The sequence below is a fragment of the Bradyrhizobium sp. GW821-FHT13H06 genome (assembly GCF_058803975.1).
Genome location: NZ_JBXAPN010000002.1, coordinates 538,523 through 554,226 on the forward strand (window position 1 = coordinate 538,523; position 15,704 = coordinate 554,226).

14 protein-coding genes are annotated in these 15,704 nt (G+C 65.0%); 1 reads left to right on the top strand and 13 read right to left on the bottom strand.

What is annotated here, in order from left to right; all coding sequences use genetic code 11:
* Positions 1–126: 126 nt before the first annotated feature.
* From AC1RQP_RS09400 to AC1RQP_RS09410, 3 genes are all read right to left on the bottom strand, one after another.
* The gene (locus AC1RQP_RS09400; protein WP_492936708.1) at positions 127–933 is read right to left on the bottom strand and encodes an NAD-dependent protein deacetylase; all 807 of its coding nucleotides are present in this window, start codon (positions 931–933) and stop codon (positions 127–129) included.
* A 38-nt stretch (positions 934–971) separates the two neighbouring features.
* Complete coding sequence (locus tag AC1RQP_RS09405) at positions 972–2,774, bottom strand: cation:proton antiporter domain-containing protein (protein WP_492936709.1); 1,803 nt, start codon at positions 2,772–2,774, stop codon at positions 972–974.
* A gap of 140 nt (positions 2,775–2,914) precedes the next feature.
* On the bottom strand, positions 2,915–3,751 hold the full coding sequence (locus tag AC1RQP_RS09410) for an SDR family oxidoreductase (RefSeq protein ID WP_492936710.1): 837 nt from the start codon (positions 3,749–3,751) through the stop codon (positions 2,915–2,917).
* 447 nt (positions 3,752–4,198) lie between these two features.
* Between AC1RQP_RS09410 and AC1RQP_RS09415 the strand changes: the two genes are divergently transcribed.
* Positions 4,199–5,527 carry a dicarboxylate/amino acid:cation symporter gene (locus AC1RQP_RS09415; RefSeq protein WP_239627174.1) on the top strand — a complete coding sequence of 443 codons (1,329 nt, stop codon included), beginning with the start codon at positions 4,199–4,201 and terminating at the stop codon, positions 5,525–5,527.
* A 148-nt stretch (positions 5,528–5,675) separates the two neighbouring features.
* Here AC1RQP_RS09415 and AC1RQP_RS09420 read toward each other — a convergent pair whose 3' ends face one another.
* The 10 genes from AC1RQP_RS09420 to AC1RQP_RS09465 all read right to left on the bottom strand — a co-directional run bounded on the left by AC1RQP_RS09420 (position 5,676) and on the right by AC1RQP_RS09465 (position 15,663).
* Positions 5,676–7,289, bottom strand: a complete 1,614-nt coding sequence (locus tag AC1RQP_RS09420; protein ID WP_492936711.1) for an ABC-F family ATP-binding cassette domain-containing protein — start codon at positions 7,287–7,289, stop codon at positions 5,676–5,678.
* Positions 7,290–7,461: 172 nt separating this feature from the next.
* Positions 7,462–7,809: a RidA family protein gene (locus tag AC1RQP_RS09425; protein WP_492936712.1), complete on the bottom strand. Its 348-nt coding sequence runs from the start codon at positions 7,807–7,809 to the stop codon at positions 7,462–7,464.
* Positions 7,810–7,823: 14 nt separating this feature from the next.
* Positions 7,824–8,945, bottom strand: coding sequence for an NAD(P)/FAD-dependent oxidoreductase (locus tag AC1RQP_RS09430; RefSeq protein WP_492936713.1), 1,122 nt, complete (start codon positions 8,943–8,945; stop codon positions 7,824–7,826).
* Complete coding sequence (locus AC1RQP_RS09435) at positions 8,942–10,360, bottom strand: FAD/NAD(P)-dependent oxidoreductase (RefSeq protein WP_492936714.1); 1,419 nt, start codon at positions 10,358–10,360, stop codon at positions 8,942–8,944. The genes AC1RQP_RS09430 and AC1RQP_RS09435 overlap by 4 nt, the downstream gene beginning before the upstream one ends.
* Positions 10,357–10,653 (bottom strand): (2Fe-2S)-binding protein, encoded by a 297-nt coding sequence (locus tag AC1RQP_RS09440; RefSeq protein WP_061025046.1) that lies wholly within the window; start codon positions 10,651–10,653, stop codon positions 10,357–10,359. Before AC1RQP_RS09440 ends, AC1RQP_RS09435 begins: the two co-directional genes overlap by 4 nt.
* A 31-nt stretch (positions 10,654–10,684) precedes the next feature.
* Positions 10,685–11,881: an NAD(P)/FAD-dependent oxidoreductase gene (locus tag AC1RQP_RS09445; protein WP_492936715.1), complete on the bottom strand. Its 1,197-nt coding sequence runs from the start codon at positions 11,879–11,881 to the stop codon at positions 10,685–10,687.
* Between the two features lie 8 nt (positions 11,882–11,889).
* A complete protein-coding gene (locus AC1RQP_RS09450; protein WP_492936716.1) occupies positions 11,890–12,696 on the bottom strand; it encodes an ABC transporter permease in 807 nt (268 codons plus the stop codon).
* Complete coding sequence (locus AC1RQP_RS09455) at positions 12,693–13,568, bottom strand: ABC transporter permease (protein WP_492936717.1); 876 nt, start codon at positions 13,566–13,568, stop codon at positions 12,693–12,695. Before AC1RQP_RS09455 ends, AC1RQP_RS09450 begins: the two co-directional genes overlap by 4 nt.
* A complete protein-coding gene (locus tag AC1RQP_RS09460; RefSeq protein WP_492936718.1) occupies positions 13,565–14,605 on the bottom strand; it encodes an ABC transporter ATP-binding protein in 1,041 nt (346 codons plus the stop codon). The genes AC1RQP_RS09455 and AC1RQP_RS09460 overlap by 4 nt, the downstream gene beginning before the upstream one ends.
* A gap of 23 nt (positions 14,606–14,628) precedes the next feature.
* Entirely contained in the window at positions 14,629–15,663 is a 1,035-nt protein-coding gene (locus AC1RQP_RS09465) for an ABC transporter substrate-binding protein (protein WP_492936719.1), read from the bottom strand.
* Positions 15,664–15,704 lie beyond the last annotated feature (41 nt).

A 15,704-nucleotide genomic window follows, 5' to 3' on the forward strand; every position in this document is an offset into this window, starting at 1 on the left:
CTGGTCGTCAGGACTGGGGACAAAAGCGCAGCAATTTCCATGCCATGGACGACGAGATGCATGCCGCGCCCGGCTATTCTGCTTGGCACCTATGCAATAGGCAAGGCGTGTGCGCCGCCGACACGATCAGAGCAGGAATGCAAGCGCCGTCTCGCAGCGCTCCTCGACCTTGAGCGTCAGGAGATCGTCGGCGCGGGTGCGGCCGAGGTTGACCGCCGCAATCGGAATATTGCGGCGCGCCGCGGCCTGGACGAAGCGGAAGCCGGAATAGACCATCAGCGAGGAGCCGACGATCAGCATGGCGTCGGCCTGCGCCAGATGATCCTGCGCGGTAGCGACGATCTCGCGCGGGACGTTCTCGCCGAAGAACACGACGTCGGGCTTGAGGATGCCGCCGCAGGCTTCGCATGGCGGCACTTCGAAGGAGGAAAAATCCTCGTGCTCGAGATCGGCGTCGCCATCAGGTGCATCCGCGGCATCGAGCGTCAGCCACGCCGCATTGGCGCGGCCAAGATCGTGCTGAAACTCGTCGCGCGGCGTCTTGCGGCCGCAGCCCATGCAGCGGACCAGATCGAGCCGGCCGTGCAGGTCGATGACCTGGCGGTGGCCGGCCGACTGATGCAGCCGATCGACGTTCTGGGTCAGCAGCATCCCGCACCGGCCGTTCGCCTCGAGCCGGGCCAGCGCATGATGCGCATCGTTCGGCTTCGCCTGGCCGAACCGCCGCCAGCCGATCAGGCTGCGCGCCCAATAGCGCCGGCGCGTATGCTCGTCCGACATGAAGGCCTGGAAGTTGACCGGCTGGGTGCGCTTCCAGTTGCCCTGGCTGTCGCGGTAATCGGGAATGCCTGAATTGGTGCTGCAGCCGGCGCCGGTCAGCACGAACAGACGTTCGTGCCGGCCGACGAAATCCTGGAGCGGAGGGTTTGACATGGCACCAGATGTAGGTCGCGAGGCCGGGTTTTTCCAGATCACTGTCGGCGGGACGGACGCCCTGAGATAGACGACGGGTGAGATTTATCCCGGTCTGCCGTGCGGGCTGCTTGCTGCAATGTCCGCCGAAACTCATCGCGCTTTTCGTGCACCGAGGCTATCGCATGTCCGACCGCGACCCCGAGGCCGACCAGTGCGGCTTCTGAAAGCTGCAGACTCGCCTCGATGGTTTCCGGCACCGCGTCAGTTGCGCCGATTGCATAGAGGTGACGGGCATGATCAGCGTCGCGCGCACGTGAAACGATCAACACATCCGGCCGCACCGCACGGGTCCGCTCGACGATGGCATCGATCGCCGTTCGCGACTGAATCGTGATGATCACACCGGTCGTCTGCATCAGGCCGCACGCTTCGAGAAAGCCCGGCTCTGTCGCGTCGCCAAAGAAGACCCTATGGCCGTCGCGGCGGTCGCGCGCCACGGCGATCGGGTCGTGATCGACCGCGATGTAGTCCACGCCATGGGTGGTGAGCAGCGAGCAGACCACTTTTCCAACACGGCCGTAGCCGACCACGATGGCCTGCATTCGGTCACTTGGCGGCTGAACCGTCAGTTCGGGATCGAGGATGCGCTCGTCAGCCAGCTTGGCGGCCAGTCGTCGTCCGAGCATGCCCAGAAGCGGCGTCAATGCCATCGTCACGGCGGTGATGGCGACGACGAAGCTCGACACGCGAGGCTCGATCAGGCCCAGCGCCGCCGCCATTCCGATGCTGACGAAGGCGAACTCGCCGACGGGCCCCAGCAGGAAGCCGATCTCGATCGCCGCCGGCCATGAGAGCCTGAAGAGGCGGCCCAGAATGATGAGCACGATCGCCTTGCCGACGAGAATGCCGATCACGGCAGCCAGCAGCCAACCGGGCTCGCGCATGAACACGCGGAAGTCGATGGCCATGCCGACGGTAAAGAAGAAGATGCCGAGCAGCAGGCCCTTGAACGGCTCGACGGTGGCCTCGATGGCTTTTCCATACTCCGTTTCCGCCAGCATCAGTCCTGCAACGAATGCGCCGAGCGCCATCGAGAGGCCGGCTTGGTGTGCGGCAAGTCCTGCGCCGACGATGACGAACAACGTCGCCGCGACAAACAACTCCGTCGAATGGGTTCCCGCAACCGTCTGGAACAGCGGACGCATCAGCAGCCGTCCGATCAGAATGAGAAAAGCGACCGCCACGACCGCCTTCAGGATCGCACTGGAGATGTGCGTCACGACCGAGCCACCGCTGCCTGCACCGAGCACCGAGACGAACACGAGAATGGGGACCACGGCGAGGTCCTGGGCCAGCAGCACCGAGAAGCTGGCGCGCCCGGCCGTGGTCGCAAGCCGCCTCTCGGCGGAGAGAAGCTCGAGCACGATGGCCGTCGAAGACAGTGCAAGGCTCGCGCCAATGATAACGGAAGTATCGGAACTCTGCCCGGAGAAGAGCGCCGCGCCGAATATCATGGCGGACGTCGCCAGCACCTGCAGGCCGCCAAGCCCGAACACCAGCCGTCGCATCGTGACGAGCCGCCGGAAAGACAGTTCGAGCCCGATCAGGAATAGCAGGAACACGATGCCGAGATTGGCGATGCCCTCGACGTTCTGCGCGTCCGTCACCGTGAACCAGTACAGGAACGGGAGATTCTGAATGAGCGAACCAAGCCCGAGCGGACCGAGTATGGCGCCGGCGCCGAGATAGCCCAGCACGGGGTTGATGCCCCAGCGACGCACGATCGGCACCACCACGCCGGCGGTGCCGAGAACCACGAGCGCGTCGCTATAGGCATTGATGTTGATGGTTGTGGTCACGAGCCCCGTCTTGTGTCGGCGCTTGCCAATAACGGCCGCGTCGTCCACGGTCGATAGCACACGGCGCCGCAGCCCCCAACCCGCCCTGATTTCTCAGTGCGGCACTGGCGGCCGCCGATGGCGTGGTCCAAAGCTGACGTTCAGCTTGCCCAATTCTCCCGGAATTCAGGGAATAGCGTCAGACCCCCGCAGGCATAGATCGTCTGCCCCGTGATGTAGCTCGCATCCTCCGAGGCGAGGAAGGCGAACACGGCGGCGATCTCTTCCGGCGTGCCGACGCGGCCCAGCGGAATATGGCTGGTGACGACGCCGCGCTTTTCGGGATCGCCGGTCCATGCCGCATTGATCGGCGTGTCGATCGCGCCCGGCCCCACCGCGTTGACGCGGATGCCCCGGCCGGCAAATTCGAGCGCCAGCGTGCGCGTCAGATTGGCCATGCCTCCCTTGCTGATCGAATAAGCGAGATAGCCGGGCTTTGGAATGATCTGGTGGACGCTCGAACAATTGATGATGCTGCCGCCTCCGCCGCGCGCGACGAAGTGAGCGAGCGCCTTCTGCGCGCAGAGCACGGCGCCGTTGAGATTGACGGCGATGATGCGGAGATAGGTTTCGACGTCGAATGCCTCGCTCGGCGATTCCTTCTGGAAGCCGGCGTTGTTGACAAGGCAATCGAGACGTTTCCAGCGCGAAAGGATCGTCTCGAACATGGCAGCAATGTCCTGCTCATCGCCGACATTGGCCTTGACGATGCAATGATCGGGCTCGCCGTGGCCGCGCGCGCGCGAAGCTGCCCGAGCGAGCGCGAGCGTCTCCTCCGCCCGCTCCACGTTCTCGAAATAGTTGATGGCGACGGTTGCGCCTTCCTGGGCGAGCCGGACGGCGACGGCGCGGCCGATTCCTTGCGAGCCTCCGGTCACCAGGGCGCACTGGCCGACGAGGCGCGAAGGAAATGAAGTTGAGCGTTCGGTTTGCGGCATGTGTTCTCTCCAGATGTGTCATCATGGATGGAACCGGCGTTTTGTTCCACCCGGTTGTGCATACGCTGCACGCATCCCTGGACAACGGCGCGGCCGGCAGCTGGGTGGAGTCGATCGGCATGCCGAGGCGAGGCCGTTCACCAAGCACCCGAGACATCCGCCGATCGCACCGAGAATGATCGGCAGGCGGCGCCGTAGGCCTGGGCTGCAAAGGCAAGCACTCCGATCATCGGAACGGTCGCGAACCCGCCCCATCGAGAGCTTGCCGCCGCCGGCGTCACCGGCGACGTGGTGGCTGCGATCGACAACAAGCGCGCTTGCGACTCCGCGATCGATCTTCGTGCAAACAGACAAAAATGTGATTGTCGCTTCGGCGGCGGCCATCACATGATGCAAGTCATGCATGATTCAGATCATGCATGATCAATGCGTTCCGGGGCACACTCCATGACACAAATCGCGATCCAGCCAGCCATTCACCGCCGGCACCAGCCCTGGTACAAGATCCTCTACGTCCAGGTGCTGATCGCGATCGCGCTCGGCGTGCTCATCGGCTATTTCTATCCTGATCTCGGCAAGGCCTTGAAGCCGCTCGGCGACGGTTTCATCGCGCTGATCAAGATGATGATCGCGCCGGTGATCTTCTGCACCGTGGTGCACGGCATCTCCTCGATGGGCGACCTCAAGCGCGTCGGCCGGGTCGGGCTGAAGTCGCTGATCTATTTCGAGACGGTCTCGACCGTCGCGCTCGCGGTCGGACTTTTGGTCGGCGAGATTCTCCAGCCCGGGCACGGCTTCAACATCGATCCCGCCACCATCGACCCGAAGTCGGTCGCGACCTACGTCACCAAGGCCAAGGAAGAGGGCATCGTCGCCCATCTGATGGCGATCATCCCCGACAGCTATCTGGGCGCGATCGCGCGCGGCGACCTCCTGCAGGTGCTGCTGATCTCGATCCTCTCCGGCTTCGCCATCGCCTTCCTCGGCAAGGCCGGCGAGCCCATTGCGGATGCGATCGACAAGGCCGCGAAGATGTTCTTCGGCATCATCCGCATCATCGTGCGCGTCGCGCCGATCGGCGCCTTCGGCGCGATGGCGTTCACCGTCGGCGCCTACGGCCTCGGCTCGCTGCTCAACCTCGCGGCGCTGATCGGCACGTTCTATCTCACCAGCATCCTGTTCGTGCTGGTCGTGCTCGGCGCGATCGCGCGGCTGGCGGGCTTCTCGATCCTGCGCTTCATCGCCTACATCAAGGACGAGCTGCTGATCGTGCTCGGCACCTCATCCTCCGAGACGGTGCTGCCGCAGATGATCCAGAAGATGGAGCATCTCGGCGCCTCGCGCTCGGTGGTCGGCCTCGTCATTCCGACGGGGTACAGCTTCAATCTCGACGGCACCAACATCTACATGACGCTGGCGACGTTGTTCCTGGCGCAGGCAACCAACACGCATCTGACCATCTGGCAGGAGCTCGGCATTCTCGGCATCGCCATGATCACTTCGAAGGGCGCCTCGGGCGTCACCGGCGCCGGCTTCATCACGCTCGCGGCAACGCTCTCGATCGTGCCCGACATACCGATCCAGTCGATCGCGATCCTGGTCGGCATCGACAAGTTCATGAGCGAGTGCCGCGCGCTGACCAATCTGATCGGCAATGGCGTCGCCTGCGTCGTCATCAGCATCTCCGAAGGCGAGCTCGACCGCGACGCACTGCACGAGACCATGGCCCACCCGCTGGAGATCGGCGAAGCGCTGGAACCGGGCGGAAGCGCGTAGGTAGAAGGCAGGCGCAGCTCAATTCCGACGCGGTCGTTTCCCGGAGTGGAAAACCGGCGGGATAAGCGTCACAACGACGGCACTGCGATCACGGATTGATAGTCATTTTTTCCACCCGACGCGCTGGGGGCAGGGCGTCGGGTTTTTGCTATTCGAATGATGAGCCCTTGGAATCACGTTCGCCGGCGAGATCGAGCCGCCGCGTGATCCCGATTGCCTGCAAAAATGCCTCGTCATGACTGACGACAAGCAGCGCGCCATCATAGGCTCTCAAGCCGGCCTCGACCGCTTCGATGGACTCGACATCCAGATGGTTGGTGGGCTCGTCGAGAATGAGCAGGGATGGTGGAGTCACCCCGCCAAGCACACAGGCAAGGCCTGCACGAAACAACTGCCCGCCGCTCAGGCTTCCGGCGATCTGCAAGGCCGCATCGGCGCGAAACATGAACCGCGCCAGCGCGGCACGACATTCATTCGCGCCCGCCTTTGGATTGAGACGGCCAAAATTATCCAGGATCGAGATCCTGGGATCGAGCAGGCTGACCTTCTGGTCGAACAGCGCGAAGTCCGGCCTGACCCGCACGGTGCCCGAGCACGGGCGCAGCTCGCCGGCGATCAATTTCAGCAGCGTCGTCTTGCCGGAGCCGTTGGGTCCGACCAGCGCGACGCGCTCCGGACCGACGATCGCGAGCGATAGATCGCGGAAGACCGACCGCTCCGGCCGATAACCTGCACTGACGCGGTCGAGCCAAAGCACCTCCCTGCCCGCCGGCAGGCCGGTCACGGGCAACTTGACCGACAGCGGCTGAAAAATCTCGATGCGCCGGCGCGCCGTGTCCACTGCATGGATGGCCTCTGCGCGCCGCCGCTCGGCGATTTGCGCGTTCGTGCCGCCGCTGTCCTCGCTGCGATCCTTGCGTGCGCCGGCCAGGATGCGCGGCATGTCGCCCTTGGCGCGCTTCTTCCTTCCGCCGCTGTCCTTGCGCGCTTTCCTTTCCGCTGCCTCTTGTGCCTTGTCGTCGATCTCGGACAGGCGCCTTTCGGCATGCGCGAGATCATGCCTGATAGCGGCGAGTTCGACGGCCTTCTGCTCGCGATACCGGCTCCAATTGCCGCCGTATCGCGTAGCTCCGAGCGAGGTAAGTTCGACGATCGCATCCATGGTCTCCAGCAAGCCTCGGTCGTGGCTGACGACGATGGCACCGCCACGCCAGGTGGCGAGCAGATCAGCCACCGCCTTGCGTCCGTCCCGGTCGAGATTGTTGGTGGGCTCGTCCAGGAGCAGGAAGTCGGGCTCGGCGAAAATCAGGGCGGCGAGCCGAAGCCGCGTGATCTGGCCGCCAGACAGGCAAGACAGCTCCGTGTCGGGAGACGGATCGAACCCGAGGCGCGCCAGCGCGGCTTCGAGCCGCGTCTCGAGCGTCCAGTCGATCGCAGCGATGTCATCGGCTGAGGCATCGCCTCGCTCCGCACGGCGAAGCAGGTCCAGCGCCAGCCGCGCGCCGAACAGGTCGGCGACGGTCGCGCCGGCAAGAACCTGCGCATCCTGGCGCAACAAGCCGATGGTGCCGTCGATCAGAACGCGCCCTGATCGGGGCACATGTTCCCCTATGATCGACGCAAGCAGCGTCGTTTTCCCGACGCCGTTGCGGCCGACGAGACCGGTACGCTCGGTCGTGAATGTCAGATCGATGTTGGAGAGAAGAGAACGACCGTCAGGCGTGGACAGCGACAGGTTCGACAGAATGATCGAAGCAGGCATGGAATTCCCCGTGAGCAAGGCAGGTGAGCTTTGCGGTCGGGGTCATATCCATGGCTACAAGTATCCTGATTGAGGGACTCTCTAAGTAGTCCCATGGAAGGGCGAGATCAAGGCGGGACGCGAGGAGGACGACAGCGCGGAAGGCGCTGTCGTCCTTCGTCGCCGTGCGCGGTCAACCCTTCAGGGCGGTGACCACCACCTCGATCAGCGCGCCGCCGCCGAGATCGGCGACGCCGACGGTGGCGCGGGTGGGGAGATTGTCGCCGAAGAACTCGGTCCAGGCCGCATCCATCTCCTTCTTCCCGGAGAGATCGGTGACGAAGATCGAAGCGCTGACGACGCGAGACTTGTCGGTGCCGGCCTCCTTCAGATAGCCGGCGATCTTGCCGAGGATGTTGCGGGTCTGCTCGCCCATCGAGACCGACGTGTCGTCGGCAATGGTGCCACCGAGGAAGACGAAGCCGTTGGCCTCGACGGCGCGGTGCATGATGGGCGTGCGGATGCTGCGGGTGATGCTCATGATGTCCTCTTTTTCTAGAGCGTTGAAGGATGGAAGCGGTCGATGCCGAGATCGCTGACGCGGGTCTGGCTGCCGCCGTTGACGATCAGTTCCGCCATCACGGCGCCGGCGCCGGGGCCGAGCTGAAAGCCGTGCAGCGAGAAGCCGAACTGGTGATAGAGGCCCTTGTGACGGCTGCTCGGCCCGAACACAGGCAGATCGTCCTTCATCCTGGCCTCGATGCCCGCCCATGCGCGGACGATGGCGGCGCTGCGCATCACCGGGAACAGCTCGAACACGGTCTGCGCGCTGGTCGCGAGACTCTTCCAGTCCAGCACCGTCTCGTTGCGGTCCTGGTAGGGCGTCGCCAGATAACCGCCGCCGATCAGCACGGTGCCGTTCTCGAATTGCTTGAAGGACAGCTTTCGCCCGCGCAGGATCACGACGGGATCGATGAAGTGCGGCACGCGCGAGGTGATCATCAGCATCGGCGCCACCGTCTCGACCGGAACCGGCTCACCGAGCGCGGCGGCGATCTTGCCGGCCCAGGCGCCCGCGGCGTTGACGAGCACCGGCGCGGCATAGGTGTCCGTGCCGACGTCGACGTGCCAGAGTCCGCCGCTGTAGCGGATGTTGCTCGCGGCCACGCCCTCGCGCACGGTCGCGCCGAGTTGCTCGGCCTTGCGACGGAATGCCGTCGTCGTCTGCGCCGGATTGGCGGCCCCGTCCCGGCGCGAGACCACGCCGCCCGGACAGGTCTCGGCGACGGCGGGCACGAGGCGACGCAATTCGGTCGCGTCGATCAGCTCCTCATGGGTGAAGCCGAGCGCGTTGAGCTCGGCGACACGCACCCGGCAGATCGCGAGCTCCTCCTCGTTCTCCGCGACCAGCACCTGGCCGTGGCTCTCGAAACTGCAATCGTCGTCGAGGAGATCTGAAATCTTCTCCCATATCCCCATCGAGCGGATCGAGAGCGGGATCTCAGGGACGTGCCGTGCGAGCTGACGGACTCCGCCGGCATTGACACCCGAGGCATGGCGGCCGGCGTAGTCCTTCTCGATCAGTACCGGCTTCAAGCCGGCGAGGCACAGATGCAGCGCGGTCGAACATCCGTGGATGCCGCCGCCAACGACGATCGCATCCACATTCCGAGTCATCCGCGCACCACCGCCTTGACGTCGGCTTCGCTCTTGGGAACAGCGGCGAGCTCGGCGAGCGTGATCGGCTTCACCGGCGCGCGCAGCCGGTAATAGCCAATCTCCTGCGGAGACTTGCCGCGCGCCTGCGCCATCAGCTCGGTGACAGTGAGGCCGCAAAGCCGGCCCTGGCACGGACCCATGCCGGTGCGGCGATAAGCCTTGAGCTGGTTCGGGCCGGTCGCGCCGATTACGACGGAATCGAGAACGTCCTTGGCTGTCACCTCTTCGCAGCGGCAGACGATGGTGTCGCCCGAGGGAATGCGGAACTGCCGCGCGGGACGAAACAGCGTGTCGAGGAAGATGCGGCCGCGCTCGGCCTTGGCGAGATCGGCTCGGAGCGTTGCCATCGCGGGAAGCTTCGCAGACGCCGCGGGCGCCAATGCTTCCGCGGCCGCGCGCGCCGCGATGCGGCCGCGGACCACCGCTGCATTCGCGCCGCCGATGCCCGCGCCGTCGCCCGCGATGGCAATGCCAGCGACCGACGACGAACCGTTCGCATCCAGCACCGGCGACCAGCACAATTGCAGATCATCCCAGCGATGCTCGATTCCTGCTGCCATCGCCAGATTGACGTTGGGAACGACGCCTTGATGAAGCAGCAGCAGATCGGCAGGGATGGTTTCGCGCCTGCCGCCGGCGACATAGCTCACGCTGGCGAGCTGGCCATCACCGGACGCGGAGAGCTCGGTGACACGCGAGACGACCTGCACCTTCGCCTTGACCTCGCGCATCATCGACAGGCCCTTGGCGAAATAGGGCGAGGTCAGGAAGGCGAAGGCATGGGGCAGCGCCGCGAAATAATTGCCGCGCTCGGTGGTATCGAGGATGCGGTCGATGCGGCCACCGAGGCGGAGGATCTGCGCGGCGAGCAGCCAGAGCAGCGGCCCCTGCCCCGCGATCACCGTGCGTCCATCAGGCACCAGCGCCGATGATTTCAGCATGGTCTGCGCTGCGCCGGCCGTCATCACACCCGGCAGCGTCCAGCCGGGAATCGGGAACGGCCGCTCCAGCGCGCCGGTCGCAAGGATCACGCGCCTGGCCTTGACGAAGGCGGATGCGCCACCGATCGAGACGGCGATCTCCAGATTGCGGTCGAGGCTCCAGACCGTGGCACGATGGATGATTTCGGCGCCGCTCGCATGCAGCACCTGCACGAGATTTGCCCCCACCCAATAGTCGGCGCCGAGCTGGCTGCGTTCGGTGACCGGCGTCGAGGAAATCGCGCGGAACACCTGACCGCCCGGCCCGACGTTCTCGTCGAGCAGCAGCGTCGACAGGCCGGCCTCGGCGGATGTCGCGGCAGCAGCAAGACCCGCAGGCCCGGCGCCGATCACCACCACGTCGTACGCTTCGCGCTTGGGAGCCACAGTCATTTTCCGATCTCCCGCTTGCCCTTCTGGATCTCGATTTGCATGCCTTCGGCCACGGGCACGAGGCAGCCCTGCCGGTTGCCGACGCCGTCGATGGTGACGAGGCAGTCGAAGCACACGCCCATCATGCAATAAGGCAGACGCGGCGCGCCGCTCACTGCGGTGGAACGCCGTGCGTCAACGCCGGAGGCCAAGAGCGCCGCGGAGACGGTGTCACCCTGGCGCGCTGCGACGGCGACGCCGTCGACGAAGATCTGCACTTGCGGACGCTTGTCCTGTTCGGATCGCCTGAACATGGGAATGCCCCTTGGCTCCTTCCTGAAATCTCTAATAGCCGCTGTTGTTGGCTGCGCCCGCGTCACCAAAGCGGCTGGCCGAGAACGCGCCGACAAGCTCCGGCTCGAGCGCACCTTGCGCCACCATGCGCGCGATATCGAAGGCGTGGTTGGAAGCGAGCGTCACGCCGGAATGGCAGCAGGCCACGAAGGCGCCGGGATGCGTCTCCGACTGGTCGTAGATCGGAAAGCCGTCCTGCGGCATCACGCGGATGCCGGCCCAGCTCCTGACCACGTTGAGCCGCGACAGATGCGGAAACATCCGCTGTGCGCGATCCGTCATGACGGCGCTGATCGAATGCTTCAACGTGCGATCATCGAGCTCGTCCTCCTTGCTGTCGCCGATCATCACCGTGCCCTCGTCGGTCTGGCGGATCGTGGTCAGTGGATGCGGCAGGAACGGCATGGTCCGCTCGGTCACGACGATCTGGCCTCGGGTCGGTCCCATCGGAGCAAAGAGGCCGACCATTGGCGCCAGGGTCTGATTGGCATTGCCCGCCGCGAGCACGATCTTGGCGGCGCGCAGCTCACCCTCCGGCGTCGTCAGACGAAACTCGCCGCCGGACTTGCTGATCGCCGAGACCGGACGCTCCGGAAAATAGTCGATGCCGAACGCCTTGAAGCCGGTGTGGAAGGCGCGGAACGTGCGCAGCGAATTGACATGGCCATCGAGCGGGCAATAGCTGCCGCCGGAGACCTCCGGGCCAATCAGCGGCAGCGACTTCTTCACTTCCGACGCCGACAACATCTCCATCTTGTAGTCGGCGGCGCCGGCCTGGTTGTGCATGCGCTTGACGAGCTCGGTGCGCTGGCCGAATTCGTCCTCGCCAAGCGTGAGATGGAAGCCGCCGTTCTGCTGGAGGCAGACGTCGAGGCCGGTCTGCTGCTTCAGTTCGGACGCGAGACGGCCCCACGCCTCCGACGCGCGCACGGTCCAGACCGTATAGGCCGGCATGCCCAAGCCCTTGCTCTGCACCCACACCAGCGCGAAATTCGCGCGCGAGGCGCGCTTGGTGATATCGCCTTCATCGAGCACGGCCACCTTCTTGCCGAGGCGGCCGAGGCCCCACGCAATGGCGGAGCCGAGCAGTCCGCCGCCGACGACGGCGACGTCGTATTCAGACTTTCGTTTTGACGCGCTTTCTTCACGCGAACCGGCGTCCACTTCGCTCGAAAACGCTTTGGGCATGAGTTCTCCTATCGTCCCGTATCGCCCTTGCCGGCGAGCACACGGTCGAGCCCGTAGAAGCGGTCGAGCAGAATGAGGGCGGTCATGGTGATCGCGATCACGCAGGCCGAGACCGACGTCACCAGCGGATCGATGTTGTCCTGGATATAAAGGAACATGCGCACCGGCAACGTCTCGGTGCCGGGTGCCGCGAGGAAGACGGTCATGGTGAGATCGTCGAAGGACTGGATGAAGGCGAGCGCCCAGCCGCTGATGACGCCGGGCAGGATCAGCGGCAAGGTCACACGGCGGAACAATGTCCAGCCGCCGGCGCCGAGCGAGACCGCCGCCATCTCGACGGTGCGGTCCATGCCGGTTGCCGCCGCCAGCGTCAGCCGCAGCGCGAACGGAAACACGATGATGACATGCGCGACGATCAGCGCGGCAAAGCTGCCGCCCAGCCCGACCGACGTGAAGAAGCGCAGGAAGGCAATGCCGAGCACGACATGCGGGATCATCAGCGGCGACAGGAACAGCGCCGCCAGCGCATCGCGGCCGCGGAAGCGGTAGCGCGCAATCGCGAGCGCCGCCGGCACCGCGAACAGAAGCGCGACGAAGGACGAGAGCGCGCCGAGTCCGAGGCTGACCCAGAAGGCGTGGATGAATTCGGGATAGTTCGCGATCGTCCTGAACCAGCGCAGCGAAAATCCGTTGGTCGGCAACGAGAGAAAGCCTTCCGGCGTGAAGGCGACAAGGCAGACCACCAGGATCGGCGCCACCATGACGATGACGAAGATGGCGTGGAAGATCAGCGCCAGCGGGCCGTTTCGGCTCATCGGAACACCTCCGCATAGCGTCGCTCGATCAACGCGTTGCTGCCGACGACGATCAGCACCAGCGCGACCAGCAGCAGCGTCGCGACCGCGGCGCCGAGCGGCCAGTTCAGCGTGTTGAGGAACTCGTCATAGGCGAGCGTCGCCGCGACCTTGAGCCGTCGGCCGCCGATGATCGCCGGCGTCGCGAAGGCGCTGGCCGAGAGCGAGAATACGATGATGGCGCCCGACAGCACGCCCGGCAAAATCTGCGGCATGATGATGCGGCGGATGATGGTCGCAGGGCCCGCGCCGAGCGACATCGCGGCGTTCTCGATCTGCGGATCGAGGCGCTGAAGTGCGGCCCACACCGACAGCACCATGAACGGCATCATCACGTGCGCAAGCGCGACAATCATTCCCGTCTCGGTGAACATGAAGGGGATGGGGGAGCGCATCACCCCCAGCGACATCAGGAGCTTGTTGACGAGGCCGTTGTTGCCGCCGAACAGCAGCGCCCAGCCGAGTGTGCGCGCGACGACGGAGATCAAGAGCGGCCCGAGAATGACCAGCAGGAAAAAGCTCTTCCAGCGGCCGCTCATGCGGTTGAGAATGTAGGCTTCGGGCGCGCCCAACACAGCAGTGAGAAGTGTCGTCAGGATCGCGATGCGAAATGTCCGCCAGAACATCTCGGCATAGTAGGGATCGGTCGCAATCTCGTGCCAGTTCTTGAGGATGAAGACCGGCTCGATGCCCTTGTACTGGCCCCAATCGTGGAACGACAGCATCACCGTCATCGCCAGCGGAATCAGCAGCACGCCGACGAACAGCATCAAGGCGGGCGCCGTCAGCGCCCACGGCGCACGTGCGTTGCTTTGCTCCGCGACCGCGCTCATGCGCCGGCCCCCGCGCGCACGCTCATGTCCTCGGGCCGCCAGGTCAGGCGAACCGCCTCGCCTTCCGCCGGCTGCGCCTTGCCGTCATTCTGCCGGATCACGATCGCCGGGCCACATTCACTCTCGCACTGGAACAGCCAGTGATTCCCCTGGAAGATGCGCGTGACGATCTTCGCTGTGAGTCCGGCATCGCCAAAGCCGATGCGCTCGGGGCGGATGCTGACAATGACGGAGCCGTTGAGGCCGGCCGGTGCCGGCGCACTCCAGGAGCCCGCCACCAGCCGTGCCGGCATCGCGGTCCGGTCGATGGTTGCGGCAAAGTCATTGGTCTTGCCGAGGAACTGCGAGACGAAGGCCGAGGCCGGCTTCTCATAGGTCTCCTGCGGCGTGCCGATCTGCTCGATCTTGCCCTGGCTCATCACCACGATGCGGTCGGACAGCGACATCGCCTCGTTCTGGTCGTGCGTGACCAGGATCGTGGTGGTGCCGATGGTGCGCTGGATCTGGCGCAGCTCGATCTGCATCTCCTCACGCAGTTTGGCGTCGAGGTTCGACAGCGGCTCGTCGAGCAGCAGCACGCTCGGCTTGATCACCAGCGCGCGCGCCAGCGCCACGCGCTGCTGCTGGCCGCCGGACATGCGGCGCGGATGGCGGTCCTCGTAGCCGGCGAGCCCCACCATCGCCAGCGCGGCCCGAACGCGCTCGGCCCGCTCGCCTCGCGCGACGTTGCGCATCTCGAGGCCAAAGGCGACGTTCTCCGCCGCCGTCATGTGCGGAAACAGCGCGTAGCTCTGGAACACGATGCCGAGGCCGCGCTTGGCCGGATGAACCGCGGTCAGATCCTTGCCCTCCAGGCGGATCGCGCCGCGCGTGGGGTCGAGAAAGCCCGCGATCATCTGCAATGTCGTGGTCTTGCCGCAGCCGGACGGGCCGAGGAAGGAGATGAACTCCCCCTTCCCCACCGACAGGCTGAAGTCGTCGACCACAGTCTGCGCGCCGAACTGCTTTGCGACCCGATCGAGCTCGAGATAGGCCATGACGCTGTCTCCGCCGCGACCGATCAGCGCTCGACCTCGCGATTCCAGCGCTTGGTCCACTCCTCGCGCTTCTCGTTGATGACGGTCCAGTCCGGATTGTAGAGCTTGGCCGCGCGCTCGCCGATCGGCGCCATCTTGCCGAGCTCCGGCGGGATCACCAGCGATTTCAGCACCGGGCCGTAGCCGTAATCCTTCAGCAGCACGAGCTGGATCTTGGGATCGAGCAGCATCTTGATGAAGCTCGCAGCGAGCGGCGAGGCGTTGGGCTTGTTGATCGGACAGGCCGTCGTCAGCAGAGTCGCGGCGCCTTCCTTCGGATAGACGAAGTCGACGGGGAAGCCGGTATTGGCGAAGCTCTGCACGCGGCCCGTGCCCCAAACCGCGATCACGGCCTGGCCGGACTGGAACAGCTCGGTCATCTTGCCCGGCGAGGGCTCATAGGCCAGCACGTTCGGATTGATCTGCTCCTTGAAGATCTTGAAGCCGGAATCGACGTTGGTCTCGCCACCGCCGTTCATCTTCGACAGCATCACCAGCGCCTCCAAGCCGTAGGTGTTGTTGATCGGCGGGATGACGAGCTGCTTGGCGTATTTCGTGTCCTTCAGGTCGTTCCACGAAGTCGGCGGCGCCCAGCCTTTCTCCTTGAACACCTTGGTGTTGTACATCAGGCCGGTCGCGACGATGCCGATCGCGACCGCGCGATCGTCCCTGAAGCGGGCGGTGTCGTAGAGATCGGCCGGCAGTCCGTCGAGCTTGCCGCAGAAGCCGAGCTGGATCGCCTGGTACATCGGGCCGTCATCGACGATGGCGACGTCGATCTGCTGGTTGCCCTTCTGCGCCTGAAGCTTGGCCAGCGTGTCGGTGGAGTTGCCGGCGACGTACTCGACCTTGACGCCGTTCTCCTTCTCGAAGGCCGGGATCACCTCGTCGCGGATCGTCTTTTCGAACGAGCCGCCGTAGCCGGCGATGTAGAGGGTCTTTTGCTGGGCCGAGGCGACCGACGGGGCGGCAGCGAGCGCCGCGATGCTGACCGCTGTCAGAAGGCGAAGAGTCTTCATATGGACCGATCTCCAATACCGGAATGAGGTGACGTGCCGAC